Genomic DNA, 20,960 nt, shown 5'->3' with positions numbered 1-20,960 from the left:
TTGTCACTGATTTCCGTGACAAATAAATATTCCGTATAGTTATCTTTTTGATCCTCTTAATCTTGTTTTTTACCTGTTTATCCTGTTAAAAGCCTCCTTAAACAAAAAAAACAAGAATTTGTTGACCGCTTGATAGGAATTTAATGTTTATATTTGCAAATAGTATGAAACATAAACTATTATAAACATTAAAGATATGGATGAAATGAAAATGTGGTTCCGCCCGGTCAAGGGTATTGCATTTTGTATTGTGGCTGCTTTCTTTGGTGGTCAGGCAATGGCTCAGGTGCAAGCGAAAAGGAGTTTTCCTTCAGCGAAACGTATTTCGGCATTTGACAATACAACGTTTTGTACAGCTTTCCTGTCGGATGGTTCTTTGCTTACGATTCGCGATATCCCTATTGTCGATCTGAGAGATGTTGATAAGATAGCCTTTAACCCTACAGGCAGTTCACTGGCTTTGATGCGGGGAAAGAAACCTGTTAGTATTTATTCTTTCCGCGACCGGAACAAGAAGCTTTTTGAACTGAAAGAGCAGCGTAAGAGCAAGGAATTGAAGGGCAGGAAGAATCTGAATTTCTTTGTGCCCGGACCTGTAGGTGCCGAGTTGATGAAAGATGCATCAAAGGGAGATATTGTCCCTGTTGCCATGTGCTATGGTGCTGATGCACGCAATTTCTTGGTCTCCAACTCTTTAGGAGAAATCATAGTTTACGATACAAAAGCATATTTGCCTCAGGCTTATATTCAGGGAAAAGCTGTGGCAACGGCTATTACTATGAGTCCCAACAACTATTTTATTGCTGCCGGAACCGGTAAGAATATCGATATCTGGAATTTCCAGACGAAAGAACTGCGTACCTCGCTTCCGATGCCTGCCGAAGTAACCGAATTGGTCTTTTCCGCCGATGCTTCTCAAATGGCTGTTGTGACGACAGACAAGCGTCTGACTATTTTCGATACAAAGACATGGGATAAGGTGGATATCTTTGATAAGATAGGTGGAACACTGACTTCTCCGTCTTTTCATCCGGATGGCAAATATATCAGTGTGGTTAAAGATGGTAATGCCATTGTTATCATGAATTTGAAAAACAGTGTGCCTGAACAGACGTTGGATGAAAATCCGGGTGGTGTGACGGGTAGTCGCTTTTTTGTGAACAAACAAACGAGCGATGTATTCATGCTTTCAAATCGTGCCAAAGGGCTTGTATTCTGGGATGCTAATGGTTTGAATCCTTTCTTTGGTAAATTGATGAGCAAGGAAGTGGACGCTAAGATGAACGAGTGGGTGAAGATGATGCAGGGTGAGTCCATGGAAGATTATGCTATCCGTGTGAATGACGAGACTCGTCTGAAGCAGCAGCAATTGTTTGCCCAGGAAGTGGCAACGGAATTGGCAGGCGACCGTATCTCTATCGATAATCCTTTCGTGGGAGAATATGATGCTTCCAAGAATATGCTGAATATCGGATTTAATGCATTGCCTGCGATTGCTTTGGAAGTGCCTTCAAATGAAGTAGGCGATTTCAAGGATGGCAAGAACTTGAAATTTGATAACGCGGTTTACGTGTTGAACGATAAGGACGAATTTGAGCTGGCTTACGTAGAAGTGCGTAATGAGACTACAAATAAGGTCTATATTTATGATAATATCGGTCGCACCAAGTTAACCGCTCTGGAAGCTGATGAAAACTTTGTTCCGCTGGAAATTATGCAGCAGGCAAGTCGTGAAGAAATTCAGCTGAAGGAAATTAAAGAAGCTGTAATCGAAGAAAAGAAGCAGGATAAGCTGATTACGGAAAATACACAGATTGATGTGAGGACAGAAGTGATTCCGGGTGTGGATGCTAATGGTAATAAGATTCTGAACTACAAAGTGGGCTATCAGTATGAGGTGATCAATAAAGAGTTTTCTGCAAAGGAGGACTTCCCGTCAGGTGGTTATGATATTGAACGTTCCAATGCCGCAATGTCTTTGATGAAGATTATCAAGAATGCTTTTGAAGGCGATTTCTCCAAGTATCTGTCTGAAGGTAAACAAGTGAAGGTCATTGTTACCGGTTCTGCCGATGCAAGTCCTATTCGCGGGCGCATTGCCTATAACGGACAATATGGCGAATTTATTGATGAACCTTATTATAAGAATGGTAATCTTGATAATATTACCGTAACAAAGGCTTCGGGCATCACTACTAATGAACAGTTGGCTTTGATGCGTGCGGCAGGTGTGAAGGATTATATTGAAAAGAATGTAACCACATTGGATAACACCAAGAACGAATATGAATATCATGTGGAAGTAGCCAAAGAACGCGGTGGTGAATTCCGTAAGATTAACGTAGAGTTTGTAATCATGGATGCTTTTCCTGCAAAATAATTTAGTGAGGAGCTAATAAATATGAAGAATTTTTTAGTACTGACAATCATTTTAATGTTGGGAGCATGTGGGAGAGTAGCGGCACAGGATGCTGCAGCTGCCTCTAAGCGTGCTAACCAGCAATATGTGCTTTTTGAAAGTGAGCGCGATAAAGGAACGAACGTGACGGGTATGTATAGCTATCTGCTGGACAGTTACGAGAATTTCATGAAAGTAGTGGAAGCACCGGATAACGGTCAGTATTTGAGTGGCGCCAAGAATCGTTTGCGTGCGATGTATCCTTATCTGTTGAATGGTGCAGTGTATTATTCCGAACAGAAACAACCCTCTAAGGCACTGGATTTTGCAGCGGCTTATATTGAGATGCCACGGCTGAAGATTTTTCAGAGCGAATTGCTTCCCAAAGATAACCGCTATGCTTCTGTAGTATATTATGCGGCGGTATCTGCCTACAATCTCCAAAAGTATTCGCAGGCGTTGAAGTATTTCCAGGAGTATTTAAGCACGGGAACGGATACACAGCAGAAAGACTGCTATGTATATATGAATATGATTTACCAGTCGCAGAAGAATTATTCGGAACAGGAACGTGTCCTGGAGGAAGCCATAGCCAAGTATCCTGTTTCGCTTGATTTCCTTTATAATCTGGTGAATGTGCATATTGCCACGAACAATATGCCGAAGTTACTGTCGGCCATCGACCGTATTCTTGAAGTTGATCCCAATAATGATAAGGTATTGCCCATCAAGGCACGTATTTTGGAACGCCAGGGAAAGAATCAGGAAGCGCTCGATATCTACAAGCGTTTGTATGCTCTCCATCCCGATAGTTTTGAGTTGCTTACCGGATTGGCGCGTGTTAATTTCAATGTAGCTACGGAAATTGTGAATAACGGTGCTACCATTGCCAATGATACCGAATATGCGTTGGTACGTCAGCGTGCTTCCGGTTATCTGCTGGATGCTAAAGACCTGTTCCTGAAAATTCTGGAAAAAGAACCTTCCTCCAAAATGTATATGCAGGGGTTGGCAGGCGTATATCAGTATATGGATATGAAATCTGAGTATGAGGTCTTGATGAAAATTATTACTGACGGTGCTTCATATACTTCTTTCCCCTCCCGTTTGCTGGCTTATAATGAGGCATTGAAGAAGACTGAGGGGGTGGCGCAACAGCAGGAATCTGCTCCTGTACCGGTGGAACCGGCTATGTTGGTCATCCATGTGGATAGTTTTATTGATGGCAATAATAATAAGGTAATAGATGCCGGTGAAAGTTTTGCAGTTCAATTTTCAGTTGAGAATAAGGGACAGGGGGATGCTTATAATATCCGCCTCCGTCTTTCCGAACAACAGGGATATGATGAATATTTCGACGGTCCCCGTGAGTTGGATGGCGGTAATATTCCCGCAGGAACATCGAAGCAATACACTTTCCGTTATTTGGTAAAGAAAGAAATGCCGTCAGCACTGGCCAAGATTAATATCTATGCATTCGAAGCGAATGGTTTTGATGCTGATCCGTCGGAATTGATTGTTAATACACAGGAATATGCTATGCCGCGCCTGCGTGTGGCGGATCATCAGTTCTTTGCTTCCGAAGGTTCTTCTATCACTTTAGGTAAGAATGGTAAGCTGACGCTTGCTTTGCAGAATTTCGGTTCGAAGACAGCACGTAATGTGAAATTGAACTTCAAGTTGCCGAATAATGTGTTTACAACTGATGTACCTGAAATGACGATTGATAGTATTGCTCCGGGTGATGTAGCAACACTGGATTATGGTTTCCTTGTGAACAAGCGTTTTGATGGTGATTCAATTGCTGTGATGGTAAGCGTGAGTGAAGATTCCCGTTCTTCTTATCTGAGTGAAGCCTATAAGGTGAAGGTGGGTGAATACTTAACGGCATCCAGCACAATCAAGATTGACGGAGCTGTCCGTAAGGCGGTTGATCTTAAGAATGTTAGTTTAGGGCTCAATACTGAGTTGCTGCAAGATATTCCTGTGGGTGCTGTGAATCGTCACCGTTATGCATTGATCATTGGTAACGAAGATTATAGCATCACTGGTGCCAATGCAGAGATAAATGTGCCTTATGCCGTGAATGATGCTATGGTATTCCGTGAATATTGTGTACGTACATTTGGTGTACCTGATGGACAACTGAAAGTTGTTCCGAATGCTACGGCTGGTATGATGCACGAACAGCTTGACTGGTTGGTGAATATGGCAAGTACTGATCCTGAAGCGGAATTGATATTCTATTATTCCGGTCATGGTAATAATGATGAGGCTACGAAAGAACCTTATTTGCTGCCGGTAGATATTACGGGTAAGAACATTCGTCTGGGTATTTCTCTGGCGGATTTATATAAGCGTCTGGCAACCTATCCTATCAAGGGAGCTTATGTTTTCCTGGATGCTTGCTTTAGTGGTGGTTACAAGAGTGCTGCTCCGTTGCTGGCCCAAAAAGGGGTACGTGTAGTACCGAAGGTGGGTTTGCCGCAGGGACATACCTTGAGTTTCTCATCCAGTAGCGGTGACCAGACTTCCAGTGTTTATCATGATAAGAAGCAGGGATATTATACTTACTTCCTGGTTAAATGTATCAAGGATGCAAAGGGAGATTTAACCATGAAAGAACTGTTTGAAAAGACCAATGCAGAGGTGAAGAAAGCTACTGCTTTGATTGGCAAGATGCAGGAACCTCAGTATATGGTTTCTCCTACATGGTCTGATTGGGCGGATGTGAAGCTGAAGACACCGGCGACAATGAATTAGTTTATTGCGAATATAGAAAAAGGGGCTCTGCCGACATAAATGTTGCAGAGCCCCTTTTCTTTCTCTTTTCATAAGCGCATGTAAAAGTTCCATAAAAAAGAACCCGGTTTCTGTTTTGAATGAGGGCAATGCATAACTTTGTGATACATTCTAATTTAAAAAGAAACGGTTATGGAAACGACAAAGGTAATATCAGAAAATGAGAATTATACCGCTGTGAATATCGGTAGTATGGACGAACTGATGGAGCATACTCTGGTGCATCCTGTCAGCGGACGCATTATAGAAGGCAAAGCTTTTCTGAAAGAAGTGACAAAAGCAACCGGTACGGAGATTTCTTTCAACAGCCTTCCGCCGCATACTGATTTATCCTATTTTCATGTGCATGAGCAGAACGAGGAAACATACATTATATTAAGAGGTGCAGGTTATTTCCAGGTAGATGATGATTGTTTCCTCATTTCCGAGGGAAGCGTTATCCGTGTGGCGCCTAAAGGCATCAGGGGAATGGCTAACTCTTCAGATGAGGCGATGATATATATTGTAATCCAGTCGCGTGAAAATTCTTTGCGGCAGTACTCTACGGCTGACGGAACGCGGGTGGAACACGAAAAGAAATGGTGACCGGCAGATGCTACAAATAGCTAAAAAATCATCCATGTGGAATCCCTGGCATGGTTGTCATAAGTTCAGCACAGGTTGCCAGCACTGCTATGTCTACCGCACGGATGGTAAATATGGCAAGGATAGTTCCGTTGTGACAAAAACGGAGAAGTTTGACCTGCCTTTGCAGCAGAAAAAGAACAAGACTTATAAGATACCTTCGGGTAATATGGTTTATACTTGTTTCACTTCTGATTTTCTGGTGGAGGATGCCGACGAGTGGCGTCCCGAAGCGTGGGAGATGATGCGGATACGTCAGGACCTTCATTTCCTTTTTATCACGAAACGCATCGACAGACTGAGTGCCTGCCTGCCCGCTGACTGGGGTGAGGGGTATGATAATGTCACCATTTGCTGCACCATGGAGAACCAGGATCGGGTTGACTACCGCCTGCCTATCTATAAGGCTGCTCCCATAAAACATAAGATTATCATCTGCGAGCCTCTTCTCAGCCGGATAGACTTCCGTGGAGAACTGGGCACATGGGTGGAACAGGTTGTAGCCGGGGGAGAATCCGGCAGGGAAGTCCGTGTATGCGATTACGACTGGGTGCTGGATATCCGCCGGCAATGCATTGACGCCCATGTCGGCTTCTGGTTCAAGCAGACAGGATCTTATCTGATGAAAGAAGGCAAGGAGTTCAAAATAGCCCGTCAGTTCCAGCACTCACAGGCACGAAAGGCGGAAATAAATTATACTCCTTGACTTACTGCTTTCAACTATATTGCCCGTTGTATTGTTATTATATAACGGAAACATAAGAACCGTCAGGAGAGGGGGAGGATATGAAACAACTGATATTCGCTTTTGTATTGTTAATAAGTTGTCTTGCTTGTGCCAATAACCGGACCGGGCAGGCAGAAAGGAGAAAAGATATGAAGTCAACTAAAGAAATTTATCTGGCAGGAGGGTGCTTTTGGGGAACCGAACATTTCCTGAAACTGATTGAAGGTGTGGAAGCTACGCAAGTGGGCTATGCCAACGGAAATATTGCCAATCCAACCTATAAACAGGTGTGTACCGGCACCACGGATTTTGCAGAAACCGTAAAGGTGCAGTACGATCCGGTAAAAGTGGATCTGCCTTTCCTTATAGACCTCTATTTCAAAACGATAGATCCTACCAGTGTGAACCGTCAGGGAAATGATCGTGGCACCCAGTATCGTACAGGCATCTATTACACCGATTCGGCAGATTTACCGCTCATTCGGGAAACTGTCAACCGTCTGGCTGCGGCTTATACCCGTCCGTTGGCAGTGGAAATTAAGCCTTTGGAAAACTTCTATCCGGCAGAAGACTATCATCAGGATTATCTAGACAAGAATCCTGGAGGTTATTGCCATATCCATCCGGAATTATTCGAACTGGCGCGTAAAGCAAAAATGCCGAAGAAGCCTGCAACTGTTTATCGCAAACCGGATGATGTCGTTTTGCGTTCGCAGCTCACAGCAGAACAATATGCCGTGACTCAAAAGAATGCAACCGAACCGGCTTTTCATAATCCTTATTGGAATGAACATCGCCCTGGCATTTATGTAGATGTGACTACAGGCGAGCCTTTGTTTGTCTCTACCGATAAGTTCGATTCCGGTTGTGGCTGGCCCAGCTTTTCAAAGCCTATCGACCGTAAACTCATTCAGGAGAAAGTGGATACCTCTCACGGTATGGTGCGCACGGAAGTTCGCAGTTCTACGGGTGATGCTCATTTAGGTCATGTTTTTACAGACGGTCCGGCAGATAAAGGCGGTTTGCGCTATTGCATAAACAGTGCTTCTCTGCGGTTCATTCCCAAAGACAAGATGCAGGCGGAAGGATACGGAGATTACATTGATTTAGTGAAGTGATTTTTCTGTATCAGGAAAACTTTCGTATCTTTAGCAAAAATGGATCTATGATTGAATTTAAAAATGTACCGTTGGCATCACTCCGTGATTTGCGGGAGCAATATTTAGCTTCTTTGCGTTATCCGCAAGAGTTACATTGCGAGTGGCTTGTTGCGAAAGGGACTTGTGTCAGTATTGAAACGGGTGTAGAAAGGGTGGGATATTTTGTCTGTTCGGAAGAAGGACAATTGGTTGAATTCTATCTACTCGACAAGATGTTTGCCCGAAAAGAAGAAATCTTCGGACGAATGTTGGGAGAGTTTCAGATTAAAAATGCTTTCTGTAAGTCCTTCGATGATTTGTTTATGACTTGTTGCCATACATTCTGCCGGTTCTGTAAAATAGGCGGTATTTTGTTCCGCTTCTTCACTGACGAAATTGTGATGCCTTTGCCGGCTGGCGTAACCGTTCGTAAAGCAAAAGAAATTGATGTTCCGTTGCTGCTGACTCATGACAGTGATTTGTACGAATCTCCCGAAGAGTTGAATTATACCGTTTCAAACCGTATGATACTGATGTATGAGAAGGATGGAGCACTCGTTGGCTGTGGTTATCTTATCCGAGTACTTCCTGATAAGGACATTTTTGATGTAGGTATGTGGGTGAATCCAGCATTTCGCAGGCAAGGATATGCCGTGATGATTATTTCTCATCTGAAAAAGACGTGCTTGAAGGCTGGATATGTGCCTGTTGCCGGTTGTGCTGCCGATAATGTGGCTTCACGCAGGACGTTAGAACGGTGCGGGTTTATGACGAAACATTGTGCTGTTGTATTTGAGTTTTGAAACAGCTTTGACACTTGATACAAACAGTTGTTATTTTGTTTCGTTACCGCTGTAACTGTTACAGCAGTAACGAAATGGAAGTATATCTTTGATTTAGTCATCAATATCAATCACCCTCATCTTTGAATCGAACGTGATTTCCAAACGGTTGGATAGTCTGATTTCATACTCTTTCTTGTCAAGCTCAATCTGCAGGATTCTTGTATCCGGATAGTTTTCCTTTACATAATTACGGATGGCTTCCGGGATAATCTGGGCAGGAACTTCACTCTGACGGCATTTCACTTCTTTCCATTCTCCTGTTTTATCAAACTCTACTTCTTCGCCATTGGTAAAGACTACATCGTAGCTTTTATAGAATACTCCACTTTCCTCTTTTGCCAATGCCACTTTATGATCTTTAAAGTAGGTATTGAGGAAAGTTTGAGCCTTTGCAGGGAGTTGATTTACCTGGATCGGTTTGTCATTATCCGCCATTACCATTGTGTGCATCGTGAACATACATACTAATAATAAAACTAACTTTTTCATATTCTTCTATTTTAATAATTAATACTTTGGTTTATTCTGATATGGCAAAGATAAAGGGAGATTCTGGAAAGAAACTGGAATTCCTTATTAAAACGATTCCCGGCAATGAAGTTCCCTGCACTTGGGAACGACAGTTTCCTCTAATGGGAACGCTCGTTTCTCTTCGTGGGAATGACCGTTCCCGTGCACAGAAGCAGAGCAGACCGGTAGTTCGGCAGATGAGGGAGAATGGTATTTTATCTGATGGAGGCAGGAATAAATTCACTTGGTCGTCCGTTGTAGGTTAGTGTCAGTCTATGCATAGCCCTTGTTACAGCTACATAGAGCATACTTTTATCAATGACTGAGTTGTAATTCTTGTCGTTGACATAGGGAACGATTACTTCGTCAAACTCCAATCCTTTTGCCATGTGAGATGAGGTAATGATAATCCCTTTCATAAAAGCAGAGCTTTGATTGGACAGGAAATGGATATCACCGGTATGCACCCTGAGGCTTTCTGACAGTTCTCTTGCTTGTGTTTCGGTTTTGCATACTATCCCGAGTGACGTATAACCGGATTTTTTAAAAGAAGAAATTATACTGAAAATACCCAGTATTTCCTGTTTTATATCTTCAAACCGTAGGATTGCAGGAGGTTCACCATGACGTATGATAGGTTCTAATTCATGATTAGTCTGAATCCTTTGCGAGAAATCCGTGATTTCAAACGTAGAGCGGTAACTTTTGCATAGTTTCATTATTTCGCCTATAGTGAATGCTTTCCGAATCATATCGGCTGTTGACGAACCGTAAGGGTTGACAGATTGTGATGCATCTCCGAGAATGGTCTTCCGGCAGGGGTAAAGTTTCTGAATTACTTTGTACTGGATAGGAGAATAATCCTGCATTTCGTCTATCAAAAGATGTTTGACACCGGGTGAAGTAATATTTCCGTCTAAAGCCAGATGCAGGTATGCCAGAGGTGCCAGGTCTGCGTATTCCAACATCCGGTTCTTGCGTAATTTGAATAGTTCGGGTTTACCTACCCATACGAAAAACTCTTTATAAATCTGAAGATCGTTGTTACCTGCAAACATCTTCTTTATTTCTTTCTTCAACAGATTTTTCTCTGAAGTGGTAACTGTAAAGTAGTATTGCACCTTCATCATTTCCAGGATATAATCCGTCATAGCTTCAGAACGCTGGCGCATGGGGTAACGGTTGAAGCGCCTGAATTGCTCTTCAATATATTCGGCGGGAATTGTGATGTGCCTGGTGAGTTTTACTTCTGCTGCTTTGAAGTAGTTGTTTTCCATATAGAGGATAAACTTATCAAGCTGTGAAATAAACTCAAAGGAAGATTTGTATTTGATTCGTTCAATGAAGTTCGATGACGTTTTTTCGAGTAATTCCGTTACCTGTTCAAAGAAGTTCTGGTATTTGTATTTGTTTTCAAGAACTCCCGAAAGAATCTGCTCCATACTGGTTTCGGGCACACTTTCTTCGCCAAGTTCGGGAAGTACGTTCGAGATATAATCACCGAAAACTTTATTGGGTGAAATAATAAGTATATCTTTTGAGGAAATATTTCCTTTCAACGTATAGAGCAGGTAGGCGATGCGGTGTAAGGCAATGGATGTCTTGCCCGATCCGGCAACTCCCTGGATAATGAGCACGTGAGCTTCTTCATTGCGAATGATCCGGTTCTGTTCCCGCTGGATAGTGGTGACAATATTCTTCATTTTATCATCGGCATTACTGCTGAGTTCCTTCTGAAGTATTTCATCATGTACAGTCAGCGAGCTTTCTATCATATATTCCATTTTTCCTTTACGGATGCGGTATTGGCGTTTAAGTGAAATATCTCCGTTGATTTCACCGGTAGGGGAGGTGTAAACCGCTTTCCCCAGTTCGTAATCGTAGAACATACCGGAAATGGGAGCCCGCCAATCGTATATCAGATTTGTCTTACTTTGTGAATCATAGAACGTATGTATGCCTATATAAATAGGTAAAACGCTACTGCCGTTTTTCTTTTCCTCGAAATCTATCCGTCCGAAATAAGGAATATCCAGTATTTTGCCCAACCGTCTGCGTTTGTCAATTACGCTTTCACCCAGTGCGAAATGATTGAGGATGCTTTCGCGCATAGATCGGATTTCATGCGGATCGATATCTTTGTTTGACCAGATATAATCTTTGTATTCCTGTAAGGTTTCTACATGTTCTTTGACTGATGTATCGGTGTTATGAATCGTATCGTTAATGATGCCGATGATCCGTTGCAAGTACTTTTTTTCCTGCTTTTCTGTTTGATTGAATGTCATAACTCTTTTAATTTTTTATCTGGGAAGTTTGGAAAGGGTGGCAAAGTTAGTCTGAATTATCAGGTTATTAAATAGTTATTTATAGCTATATATCCGTCCTTTTTTCTACATTTGCACGTCATTACAAAAGAAAAACAATGGATATTCTTGATCTTGCCAGACGGAATCAACAGAAAGCCCGGAAAATTATAGAAGACACAAAAATCATCCCTATTTGGGAAAGTATAGGTGCCAAAGTGAATTTAGTAGGTTCTTTGAGTACAGGATTGCTGATGAAGCATCTTGACATTGATTTTCATATTTATACCTCACAATTTAGTCTGTGTGATAGCTTTCAGGCAATGGTGAAGTTTACGGAAAACAAGTCTTTCATGAAGATGGAGCATAAGAATCTGCTGGATACGGAGGAGGCATGTGTGGAGTGGCATGCCTGGTATCGGGATGCAGATAATGCGCTTTGGCAGATAGATATGATCCATATTTTGGAAGGTTCCCGGTATGATGGCTATTTTGAGAAGTTTGCTGAACGGCTTTCCGCTGTTTTGACTGATGAAACAAGGTATGCCATTTTAAAATTGAAATATGATACGCCCGAGTCGGAAAAGATTATGGGAATAGAGTATTATAAGGCTGTTATCCGGGATGGTATACGCAGTTATGAGGACTTTATGGAATGGAGAAGTCTGCATCCGGTTACGGGAATTATGGACTGGATGCCGTAACTTGAATATTTCTTTCGCGGAGCGGTTAGCTTAGTATTCCTAACTTTAATCCTGCATTGATAGCTTCGATAGAATTCTGTACCCCTAATTTGTGCAATAGGTTTTGCCGGTGAATATTGACCGTATGAATACTGATGCAGAGATTGTGAGCTATTTCTTTACTTAATAATCCCTTTTGAATAAGCTGTAAAATCTCCAGTTCACGCTGTGTCAGACTGATAGACGCAGGTGATGGTAGTGCAGGAGAAAACATTTCCCCGTTTTTAAGATTCAGTACGGTGCATTCCACTTGGTCGGATTCCTTCTGATTTGGGGCAATCTCCATATTGCCGAGTATGAGCCAGGCTTTCCCGTTGCGGCTTTGCTCTAAAACCTGTTGGCGGCTGACGACGCGCACGTATTGCTTTCTGGCATTGAGCACCCGGAAGCTATAAATATTGCAATAATCGTTTCTTTCTTCAATGGGCAAACTGTATATAAACTTACCCAGCTCAACCTGCAACCGTTCCAGTTGGGTAGAGTCGTCCGGATGAAAGCGTGATTCCAGATAATCCCCCTGCCTTTCCAGAGTCGCTATCTTATGGCTGTCGTACCCCAGCAAATCGACAAAGTTGGTAGAAGCAAACGCATACCTGAGTTTATAGACATCGACTACAAAGGTGCAACTCCGACTGATTGCAGACATCCGATGGAGCATCTGCTTGTCACGTTCCCATATAGCATAGTCGATGTGGGCGGCAGATAGATGCTGCTTGGCCCACATTTCTTCTCTTGTGGTATCGGTTGATTTCATTGGATGGAATTATTTTCTGCAAAAATAGGATAACCATTGAATTATCCGGTAAATGCATCTGCTTTTTTATTATTTTTCCTATATTTGCTACCAAATCAAGAGATAAAGATCAGATTGTTCAATTCATGAAACATCAACTCTGTATATAGCTACGCTTCACGAATAGCACCTTCTCGTATAAAGCTATTCAGCTATCGGACGGATTCACGCAATTCGTCACAGAGGTTTTATACCCCGTTTTATTTACGCTTTTCCCTGGGAGGGAGTAACTGAGTAATAGCTAATGTCAGCAACTGATATAGGGTGACTCTGAGACTGAGGATAGAATCAATGCCAATGATTCCTATCATCAATGCCAATGATGCCTACCATCAATGCCGATGATGCCTATCATCAATACGGATGATGCCTATCATCAATACGGATGATGATACCCTTAGTCGTAGCAACAGTATAGCTGGCATAAACTCATAGCTTGGTTCGCTTCATTCCCCGGATAAGCTTTATTCATTACTTATTAAAATTGGACAATGAATTATACATATAAGCAAATTTGGCTCATCAACTTTCCTGTGATGATGAGCATCCTGATGGAGCAATTAATCAATATTACCGATGCAGTTTTTCTTGGACATGTGGGCGAAGTGGAATTAGGCGCCTCTGCCCTTGCAAGTGTCTATTATCTGGCTATCTATATGCTTGGATTTGGTTTCAGTCTGGGCCTGCAAGTGATGGTTGCCCGTAGAAACGGGGAACAACGGTACAAGGAAACTGGCCGGACGTTCTATCAGGGATTACTGTTCCTGAGCTGTTTAGCAGTCGTTTTAAGTTTGGCATCCTATGTGCTGTCTCCTCTTATCCTGAAATATTTCATTCATTCACCCGAAATTTATGAAGCCGTGGTCGATTATCTGGAATGGAGGTGTTTCGGACTGGTATTTTCTTTCCCGTTTCTGGCATTCCGTTCTTTCTTTGTTGGAATCACGAAGACGAGGGTATTGTTGTGGGCTGCGATGATGGCAGTCCTTATTAATATACCTTGCAACTACTTGTTTATTTTCTGTTTTAATCTGGGCATATCGGGTGCGGCAATGGCTTCATCATTGGCCGAGGCAGGTTCTTTGTTGATATTGATATGCTATACTTTTCAGAAGAAGGTGGACAAAGAGTATTTCGGATTGAAAGCTGTCTATGACGGAAAACTATTGGCGGCACTCCTGCGGCTGTCCGTATGGAGCATGATGCACGCTTTTATCAGTGTTGCCCCGTGGTTCCTGTTCTTTGTGGCGATAGAGCGTTTGGGAGAGATGCAGTTGGCAGTGTCTAATGTCATCAGAAGTGTATCGACGGTTTTCTTCGTGATAGTCAATTCCTTTGCGGCGACAAGTGGCTCTTTGGTTAGCAACCTGATTGGGGCGGGGGAAGGGAGAAACCTGTTCCGTCTTTGTCATAAAGTGCTCAGACTGGGATATGCAATAGGGGTTCCTCTGATTGTTATCGCCCTGCTATTCAACCACCGGATTGTTGGATTTTATACAGATAATGCTCTATTAATCGAGTTTGCCCATTACCCCTTTATCGTCATGCTGCTGAATTATGCATTTGCCCTGCCCGGATATGTATATGTCAATGCGGTGACGGGAACGGGGGATACCCGGATGGCATTTGCATTCCAGGTTTCCACAATTGCCATTTATCTGGGTTATCTTTATTTGCTGAGTCACAGCTCCACTACATCCCTGTCGGTTTATTTAACGGCTGAGTACCTGTTTGTGATATTGTTGGGGGGGCAGTCTTGTATCTACTTGAAGGGGAAACAGCATACTTCAAGCGGATTTCAAAAGCAGTAATTCATGAAAGGGTGATTAATGTATCGGCAGAGTAACCACCATTCGTGTACCTTCCGTATAATCAGGATCAATCTTAATCTCTCCGGCCAGTCGTTTCACGATGAGCCGGCAGAGATATAATCCCAGTCCGTTGCCGGGAACAAAAGTATCAAGTTTGGAGAAACGATGGAATACCTCTTCATATTTCTCTTTCGGTATTCCACAACCAGTGTCCGTCACACTGATGGATATATTTTCCTGCGGCTTGTCAGCTTCATAACTCAGGGTGATACATCCTTTCTCCGTGAATTTATTAGCGTTATTCAGCAAATGTCCGATTACCTGTGTCAGATACTGGACATTCGTCTGGATTATCATACTTTCGGGCGCGATGTCCAGTATGTATTCTATTCCCGGCTTCTTGTTGAGCAGTTCCATTTCCTGCGTGCAGATATCCCTTAAATCGGCAGCTTCGCAAGGAAGTTTTTCTTCGGAAACGTCCAGGTTGGCTACTTCCAGCATACTGTTGACAAGCCCGGTGAGCAGTACCGTACTCTTTTGTATTTCAGCCGGAAATTCACGGCGCATCTCCTCGTCGATCTCCTCATTCATAATCAGATCGGAGAATCCGACGATTGCGTTGAGAGGAGTGCGTATCTCGTGGCAAATGGAGTTGATGAATGCTTGCTTCATCTTTTCGCTTTCCTGTGCCTTGCCATGCAGGACTTTCAGTTCCATCTTCATCCTCTTTTCCTTTTTCCAAGAGAAGTAGAGGTAGGTACAAATGGAGATTACAATTATCAATAAAATGCTGAGGGAAATAAGCAGAGTTTGTTTATTCTTTATTTCCAGCATCGTCTTTTCGTTATTGAGCGCATTGAGGTCATATTTCACCTGCAATTCGTAGAGTTGTTTATGAGCGACGTCTGTAGCCAGTGAGTCCTGAATCTGATGTGAAATCTTCAGGTATTTCAATGCATTCGGATAATCTTTGCTCTCTTCATAAAGTAACGAATTGATATTATATAATCCCGGCAGATTGACCGGTGCTAATGTTTTCGCAATTCTGATGAGTGAATCATTAGCTTCTATGGCTCTGGGATAATCCTTTTTTATACGGTTGTTGGAATAGTAGTTATTGGCACACAGATAATAATTGTACCGATCCAGATCATTGGTTAACGTTTTACCGATTATTTGAATCCGGTTCCAGTAATCCTGTGCTTGCTCCACTGTGAGGTAGGGTAAGTTGCTTATCATGAAAGAGTAGTACTGAAGCAGGTATAATTCGATTTTGTAGAAGGGGCGTTGCTTTTCATAGTCTGTTTTATATTTTTGTTCTACCAGATTGATCAGATTTTCCATGATTTTAATGGATTCTTTTTCTTTTCCCGTTTGGGCATATGTAAAGCATAAATTTAATGTGATGTATCTTTGATAGTCATATCTGTCTTTTTCTGGAATTGTTTTTGTAAGTTGCAATGCATTTTCTAAGTGTGGTAGTGCTTTGTCGAATTGACCGTGTATATAAAAGCTAAATCCCATAGTGTAAGCAGATGCTATCTTTCTATAAACATTGTCCGTACTATCATTTATTGAATCCAGAAGATTTAGTTCCTCTTTGATAGCGGTTTCTTTTTGATCTGAGAAACATTGGGATTCGAAGATACGTATATGATAAAGAGGTAACAGCCGCTCCTTTTCTTCTGTAGTAGCTATTTTCTTTATATATTCAGTATATTTAATGATGGAATCTTTATTGTACGAGATGATTGCTCCCATGACGATATCGTTGAGTGCATTCAGCATATTCTTTTTATCATTAATCTTGTCCGCTTCCCGATAGATTTTCAGGAGATAAACTTTAGCGTCTGGAGTATCTATGGAAATATCTGCTAAATCCCTGTATATTTGAATTTTCTTTTCAGAAGAAGCGATTGTGTTCAGAAGTTGCAAAAGGCTATCGGTTGCCTGTGTCGTGTTCTGGGCAAATAGGATGGAGTTAATGAATATAAATATAGTAGTCAGTATGTATCGCATATTGTATTGCATCATTATGTTGATGCAAATCTACAGAATTTTTCGTGATTATCTATTTTTTAGGAGAAATCTTTTTGAGGGCAAAGCAATTCTTATTTCTTCTCTGATTTGCAGAATCTTGCGGATCAGAGAAAAAATATTATATTTGCGAAATAATCATAGAAGATGAACATGGGATCTTCTGACATAGAATTAAAAATGTAACAATATGGCGAAAATCAGCCTTTCCCTCCTTTTCAATGGTAATTGTGAAGAAGCTTTCAATTTCTACAAATCCGCATTCGGAACAGAGTTTACTTTTATAGGCAGATATGGAGATATTCCTCCGCAAGATGGCATGCCTGCTATTCCCGAAAGTGAAAAAGGCAAAATAGAAAATATCTGTCTGCCTGTAAATGAGGATACTTTTCTGATAGGTGCAGATGTTACGGGCTATATGGCTCAGAAAACTGTTTTCGGTAATAATTTCTCTATTTATATCGAGGCGGCCAATAAGGAAGAAGCCGACCGGTTGTTTGCTGGACTGTCGGTAGAAGGGCAAGTGATGATGCCCATGAGTGTAGCTCATTGGGGTGATTATTTCGGGATGTTCACGGATAAATTCGGTGTTAACTGGCTGATAAATTGTGCACGTCAGCATATGGGATAGCGTATAGCAGGCATTTTTAACCACCAATGGAATGATTATGGAAAATATGTATTGTCAAAGTTGTGGCATGCCACTGACTAAGGAAGAAGAAGTAGCAACGAACAAAGATGGTTCACTCATGCACGATTATTGCATCTACTGCTACAAGGAGGGGGCTTTCACTTTGGATATCAGTATGGAGGAAATGATCGATGTTAGTTTGGTGCATATGAAAGAAATCTTCAAGGATAATCCTGATTTTAGTGAGCAGGAAGCTCTGAACAAGATGCGGGGCTTTTTCCCGGAACTGAAGAGGTGGAAGGGGCTGTAAATGGAAAATATAATCGGATAGATATAGAAAAATGGAATCGTATAAATAAAAAAGAGAGTCACTCGGTGAGTAACTCTCTGATTTTCTTAAAGTGGTGCCACCAGGAATCGAACCGGGGACACAAGGATTTTCAGTCCTTTGCTCTACCAACTGAGCTATGGCACCATTGTTTCTCTTTTGCGGTTGCAAAGGTAGTGAAACTTTTGGACTACGCAAGCGCTTTGGAGATAAAAAACGCTGATAATTGCCTATGTGGCTAAGTATCAGCGCTTATATTTTAAGAAAAAAATGAATTCAGCTGTTTATTTGTTCTCACAAATCTTTATCTGCTCTTACAAATCTTTATTCGCCAGCTTTTTCGCCTTCACTTTCGGTAGTTTCCTCTTTCAGTGGGTTCCATCCTTGGGCTTTCAGTTCAAACTCTTGACCATCGCGGGTGATCAGTGCACAACCTAATTCCGGTTTAGTGATGTGTCCTATTAACTTCACTCCCTCCATTTCAGAAATCTTCTCGTGATCGGCAATGGGAACGGTGAAAAGCAGTTCGTAGTCTTCGCCACCATTAAGAGCGCATGTTGTCAGGTTCATATTGAACTCTTCAGCCATGACGGCAGTCTGATAGTCAATGGGGATATGTTCCTCATAAATGCGGCAGCCTACTTTACTTTGCGTGCAGATATGCAATAATTCAGAAGATAGACCATCTGAAATATCCATCATAGAAGTGGGTTGGATGCCTTCTTCCGCCAGTTTCTCGATGATGTCGCGGCGAGCTTCCGGTTTTAATTGGCGTTCCAGCAGATATTCCTTTCCTGAGAAATCAGGTTGCATATCAGCCTTACCTTTCAAAGCCACTTTTTCGCGTTCCAATAATTGTAAGCCCATATATGCGGCACCCAGATCACCGGTTACGCAAATCAAATCTGTTTCTTTCGCACCATTTCGGTAGACAACCTTATCTTTGTCTGCCTCACCTATACAAGTGATACTGATTGCCAGTCCCGTAAGAGAAGAAGAGGTGTCGCCTCCTATGATATCCACATCATATTCCTCGCACGCCAGACGGATACCCGCATACAACTCTTCCATATCTTCCACGGAGAAGCGCTTGGAGAGAGCCAGAGAAACGGTGATCTGTTTGGGCGTACCATTCATGGCGTAGATATCGGAGAAGTTCACGACAGCCGCTTTATAGCCTAAGTGCTTCAGCGGGACATAAATCAAATCGAAATGCACACCTTCCATTAGCAAGTCAGTGGTAATCAATACTTGTTTTTCGGTAGGATAGGAGAGTACGGCAGCATCATCGCCTACGCCGTACCGGCTGGATTCATTCTTCAGTTCAATACCGTCGGTAAGGCGGCGGATGAGGCCGAACTCACCGAGGCTTGATATTTCTGTTCTCATGATTATGCTCTGTTTATCAATTCTCTCATAATTTCTGTCATCTTCGGCTGGGCGGCATCGGCAGCTTTCTGCACTTCTTCGTGTGTCACCTCTACGATCTTACCTTCCACACCAAGGTCGGTAATTACCGAAATACCGAATACCTTGATACCGCAATGATTGGCAACAATCACTTCCGGCACTGTAGACATACCCACTGCATCGGCACCGAGGATATGGAATAATTTATATTCGGACGGTGTCTCAAATGTCGGACCTTGCGTACCGATATATACACCATGCTGTACTTTGATACCCTTTTCCGCTGCAATTGCATTAGCCTTACGAATTAACTCTTTATCATACGCTTCACTCATATCCGGGAAACGCGGGCCATATGGAATATTCTTGCCACGCAACGGGTGCTCCGGGAAGTAATTGATGTGATCTGTAATAATCATCAGGTCGCCGATTTCAAAATCCGGATTTGTACCACCGCTGGCATTCGAAACAAATAGGGTTTTGATACCCAGTTCGCGCATTACACGTACCGGAAACGTTACCTCCTTCATTGAGTAACCTTCATAATAATGGAAACGTCCCTGCATTGCCATGATATCCTTGTTTCCCAATTTTCCGAATATCAGTTTTCCGCTATGTCCTTCTACCGTCGATACGGGGAAGTTCGGAATTTCCTCATATTTTATTTCGTACTTCTCGGTGATTTCGGTGGCAAGACTGCCTAAACCGGTTCCGAGGATAATTGCTGTCTCAGGTTGTGTGTGCATCCTACCTTTCAGGTAAGCTGCTGTTTCTTGAATGAGCTCTAACATAGCCAATAATATTTTGGTTAAATATATGTTGTTGATTTTGTAAAAATTCTATCTCAATCGGTAAAATGTACAAATACGGCTTCAACGTTTCGGCGAGTGCCGGATGGTGTTGCAACCTTGTCGCATCCTTTTCCGTGGTGATAATCAGCTTCCTCTTTCCTTCCAGACGTTCGAAGTGTTCTTTTATAGCTTGCAAATCCTTGCTGCTGAAATCATGATGGTCGTCAAACTGGCATAAGTTTACGTGCGGTGTATATACTTGCAGCTTTTCCACCAGCGGTGCAGGCGAAGCGATTCCTGTTACCAGTAAAATTTGTTCGTCTTTTTCCAGTGATGCAAGGGTTCGGCGTTTTTCTCCGAAGAGCGGTGTTAATGCCCCATATCGAAACGAGGAAAAATAAAGTTGCTGATACGGATACAGTTTTAGTCTTTTCGTGATGATATTGAAATCTATAGGTTTGATATCTTCCGGGCATTTTGTCACGATCACGATGTGCGCCCTGTTTTTGCCACTTTCCGGTTCGCGTAATCGTCCTGCCGGAAGCAGGGTATCGTCTGAAAAAAGCCTGTGGAAATCTGTCAGTAGAATGTTCAGCCCGGCTTTCACGTAACGGTGTTGATAAGCGTCATCCAGTAACACTACATCTACTTTGGGGTGGTCCAATTTCATCAGTTGCTCAATGCCGTGACAGCGGTTCTCATCTACAGCTACCCGGATAGCCGGGAATTTGGCTTTTATCTGATAGGGTTCGTCACCAATGCGCTTTACATCCGTTTCTTCCGTAGCAAGTACATACCCTTTGCTTTTTCGTTTATATCCGCGGCTCAGCATGGCAACGTTTGTTCCCGTTTGTTGTAACAGCTTGATAAGATACTCCGTGTGTGGTGTCTTGCCTGTCCCACCTACAGCGAGGTTGCCGACGCATACCACAGGTACGTCAAAACTCTTTGACCGGTAATATCCCCAATCAAAGAGTTTATTTCTTAGGCGTACCCCCATCCCGTAAATCCACGAGATGGGGTATAGCCAATAGTGTATCTTAACCAGCGGTTCTTCCATCCACT

18 protein-coding genes and 1 tRNA gene are annotated in these 20,960 nt (G+C 42.4%); 11 read left to right on the top strand and 8 right to left on the bottom strand.

What is annotated here, in order from left to right:
* The first annotated feature begins 196 nt into the window (after positions 1-196).
* The 6 genes from K6V21_RS26085 (at position 197) to K6V21_RS26060 (ending at position 8,493) form a co-directional block, all read left to right on the top strand.
* Positions 197-2,380 carry a WD40 repeat domain-containing protein gene (locus K6V21_RS26085; RefSeq protein ID WP_217714245.1) on the top strand — a complete coding sequence of 728 codons (2,184 nt, stop codon included), beginning with the start codon at positions 197-199 and terminating at the stop codon, positions 2,378-2,380.
* Between the two features lie 21 nt (positions 2,381-2,401).
* Entirely contained in the window at positions 2,402-5,161 is a 2,760-nt protein-coding gene (locus tag K6V21_RS26080) for a caspase family protein (protein ID WP_217714246.1), read from the top strand.
* 171 nt (positions 5,162-5,332) lie between these two features.
* Entirely contained in the window at positions 5,333-5,785 is a 453-nt protein-coding gene (locus K6V21_RS26075) for a cupin domain-containing protein (RefSeq protein WP_224320385.1), read from the top strand.
* 16 nt (positions 5,786-5,801) lie between these two features.
* Entirely contained in the window at positions 5,802-6,530 is a 729-nt protein-coding gene (locus K6V21_RS26070) for a DUF5131 family protein (RefSeq protein WP_224322099.1), read from the top strand.
* Between the two features lie 80 nt (positions 6,531-6,610).
* Positions 6,611-7,669: a peptide-methionine (R)-S-oxide reductase MsrB gene (gene msrB, locus K6V21_RS26065; RefSeq protein ID WP_224320384.1), complete on the top strand. Its 1,059-nt coding sequence runs from the start codon at positions 6,611-6,613 to the stop codon at positions 7,667-7,669.
* A 47-nt stretch (positions 7,670-7,716) separates the two neighbouring features.
* Complete coding sequence (locus K6V21_RS26060; protein WP_224320383.1) at positions 7,717-8,493, top strand: GNAT family N-acetyltransferase; 777 nt, start codon at positions 7,717-7,719, stop codon at positions 8,491-8,493.
* A 93-nt stretch (positions 8,494-8,586) separates the two neighbouring features.
* On the opposite strand, the gene K6V21_RS26055 is transcribed toward K6V21_RS26060, so the two are convergent.
* A complete protein-coding gene (locus tag K6V21_RS26055; protein WP_217714250.1) occupies positions 8,587-9,024 on the bottom strand; it encodes a PepSY-like domain-containing protein in 438 nt (145 codons plus the stop codon).
* A 41-nt stretch (positions 9,025-9,065) separates the two neighbouring features.
* On the opposite strand from K6V21_RS26055, the gene K6V21_RS26050 reads away from it, so the two are divergent.
* Positions 9,066-9,311, top strand: a complete 246-nt coding sequence (locus tag K6V21_RS26050; RefSeq protein ID WP_224320382.1) for a hypothetical protein — start codon at positions 9,066-9,068, stop codon at positions 9,309-9,311.
* Here K6V21_RS26050 and K6V21_RS26045 read toward each other — a convergent pair.
* On the bottom strand, positions 9,261-11,333 hold the full coding sequence (locus tag K6V21_RS26045) for a HelD family protein (protein ID WP_224320381.1): 2,073 nt from the start codon (positions 11,331-11,333) through the stop codon (positions 9,261-9,263). The genes K6V21_RS26050 and K6V21_RS26045 overlap by 51 nt on opposite strands.
* Positions 11,334-11,470: 137 nt before the next feature.
* Between K6V21_RS26045 and K6V21_RS26040 the strand changes: the two genes are divergently transcribed.
* Positions 11,471-12,055 carry a phosphoglycerate mutase family protein gene (locus K6V21_RS26040; protein WP_217714253.1) on the top strand — a complete coding sequence of 195 codons (585 nt, stop codon included), beginning with the start codon at positions 11,471-11,473 and terminating at the stop codon, positions 12,053-12,055.
* Between the two features lie 25 nt (positions 12,056-12,080).
* On the opposite strand, the gene K6V21_RS26035 is transcribed toward K6V21_RS26040, so the two are convergent.
* Positions 12,081-12,848, bottom strand: coding sequence for a response regulator transcription factor (locus K6V21_RS26035; protein WP_217714254.1), 768 nt, complete (start codon positions 12,846-12,848; stop codon positions 12,081-12,083).
* 530 nt (positions 12,849-13,378) lie between these two features.
* Between K6V21_RS26035 and K6V21_RS26030 the strand changes: the two genes are divergently transcribed.
* A complete protein-coding gene (locus K6V21_RS26030) occupies positions 13,379-14,698 on the top strand; it encodes an MATE family efflux transporter (RefSeq protein ID WP_224320380.1) in 1,320 nt (439 codons plus the stop codon).
* Positions 14,699-14,713: 15 nt separating this feature from the next.
* On the opposite strand, the gene K6V21_RS26025 is transcribed toward K6V21_RS26030, so the two are convergent.
* Complete coding sequence (locus K6V21_RS26025; protein ID WP_224320379.1) at positions 14,714-16,717, bottom strand: sensor histidine kinase; 2,004 nt, start codon at positions 16,715-16,717, stop codon at positions 14,714-14,716.
* 208 nt (positions 16,718-16,925) lie between these two features.
* Here K6V21_RS26025 and K6V21_RS26020 point away from each other — a divergent pair, with 208 nt between their 5' ends.
* Entirely contained in the window at positions 16,926-17,366 is a 441-nt protein-coding gene (locus tag K6V21_RS26020; protein ID WP_224320378.1) for a VOC family protein, read from the top strand.
* A gap of 37 nt (positions 17,367-17,403) precedes the next feature.
* Complete coding sequence (locus K6V21_RS26015; protein ID WP_224320377.1) at positions 17,404-17,676, top strand: zinc ribbon domain-containing protein; 273 nt, start codon at positions 17,404-17,406, stop codon at positions 17,674-17,676.
* A gap of 92 nt (positions 17,677-17,768) precedes the next feature.
* On the opposite strand, the gene K6V21_RS26010 is transcribed toward K6V21_RS26015, so the two are convergent.
* The 4 genes from K6V21_RS26010 to lpxK all read right to left on the bottom strand — a co-directional run bounded on the left by K6V21_RS26010 (position 17,769) and on the right by lpxK (position 20,955).
* Positions 17,769-17,841 (bottom strand) — tRNA-Phe (locus K6V21_RS26010).
* A gap of 177 nt (positions 17,842-18,018) precedes the next feature.
* Positions 18,019-19,083: a thiamine-phosphate kinase gene (gene thiL, locus K6V21_RS26005; RefSeq protein WP_007210455.1), complete on the bottom strand. Its 1,065-nt coding sequence runs from the start codon at positions 19,081-19,083 to the stop codon at positions 18,019-18,021.
* A gap of 2 nt (positions 19,084-19,085) precedes the next feature.
* Positions 19,086-19,895 carry a purine-nucleoside phosphorylase gene (locus tag K6V21_RS26000; RefSeq protein ID WP_007210456.1) on the bottom strand — a complete coding sequence of 270 codons (810 nt, stop codon included), beginning with the start codon at positions 19,893-19,895 and terminating at the stop codon, positions 19,086-19,088.
* Positions 19,852-20,955: a tetraacyldisaccharide 4'-kinase gene (gene lpxK / locus K6V21_RS25995; protein ID WP_217714260.1), complete on the bottom strand. Its 1,104-nt coding sequence runs from the start codon at positions 20,953-20,955 to the stop codon at positions 19,852-19,854. The genes K6V21_RS26000 and lpxK overlap by 44 nt, the downstream gene beginning before the upstream one ends.
* Between the last annotated feature and the right edge of the window lie 5 nt (positions 20,956-20,960).

The sequence above is a fragment of the Bacteroides cellulosilyticus genome (assembly GCF_020091405.1).
Lineage (GTDB): Bacteria > Bacteroidota > Bacteroidia > Bacteroidales > Bacteroidaceae > Bacteroides.
The sequence above is the reverse complement of the archived record's forward strand: the minus strand, read 5'-3'. Positions and strand labels throughout refer to the sequence as shown.

Coding starts and splice junctions, on each gene's coding strand:
- K6V21_RS26085 (WP_217714245.1), top strand. CDS start 197: ATGGATGAAATGAAAATGTGGTTCCGCCCGGTCAAGGGTATTGCATTT.
- K6V21_RS26080 (WP_217714246.1), top strand. CDS start 2,402: ATGAAGAATTTTTTAGTACTGACAATCATTTTAATGTTGGGAGCATGT.
- K6V21_RS26075 (WP_224320385.1), top strand. CDS start 5,333: ATGGAAACGACAAAGGTAATATCAGAAAATGAGAATTATACCGCTGTG.
- msrB (WP_224320384.1), top strand. CDS start 6,611: ATGAAACAACTGATATTCGCTTTTGTATTGTTAATAAGTTGTCTTGCT.
- K6V21_RS26060 (WP_224320383.1), top strand. CDS start 7,717: ATGATTGAATTTAAAAATGTACCGTTGGCATCACTCCGTGATTTGCGG.
- K6V21_RS26055 (WP_217714250.1), bottom strand. CDS start 9,024: ATGAAAAAGTTAGTTTTATTATTAGTATGTATGTTCACGATGCACACA.
- K6V21_RS26050 (WP_224320382.1), top strand. CDS start 9,066: ATGGCAAAGATAAAGGGAGATTCTGGAAAGAAACTGGAATTCCTTATT.
- K6V21_RS26045 (WP_224320381.1), bottom strand. CDS start 11,333: ATGACATTCAATCAAACAGAAAAGCAGGAAAAAAAGTACTTGCAACGG.
- K6V21_RS26040 (WP_217714253.1), top strand. CDS start 11,471: ATGGATATTCTTGATCTTGCCAGACGGAATCAACAGAAAGCCCGGAAA.
- K6V21_RS26035 (WP_217714254.1), bottom strand. CDS start 12,848: ATGAAATCAACCGATACCACAAGAGAAGAAATGTGGGCCAAGCAGCAT.
- K6V21_RS26030 (WP_224320380.1), top strand. CDS start 13,379: ATGAATTATACATATAAGCAAATTTGGCTCATCAACTTTCCTGTGATG.
- K6V21_RS26025 (WP_224320379.1), bottom strand. CDS start 16,717: ATGCGATACATACTGACTACTATATTTATATTCATTAACTCCATCCTA.
- K6V21_RS26020 (WP_224320378.1), top strand. CDS start 16,926: ATGGCGAAAATCAGCCTTTCCCTCCTTTTCAATGGTAATTGTGAAGAA.
- K6V21_RS26015 (WP_224320377.1), top strand. CDS start 17,404: ATGGAAAATATGTATTGTCAAAGTTGTGGCATGCCACTGACTAAGGAA.
- thiL (WP_007210455.1), bottom strand. CDS start 19,083: ATGAGAACAGAAATATCAAGCCTCGGTGAGTTCGGCCTCATCCGCCGC.
- K6V21_RS26000 (WP_007210456.1), bottom strand. CDS start 19,895: ATGTTAGAGCTCATTCAAGAAACAGCAGCTTACCTGAAAGGTAGGATG.
- lpxK (WP_217714260.1), bottom strand. CDS start 20,955: ATGGAAGAACCGCTGGTTAAGATACACTATTGGCTATACCCCATCTCG.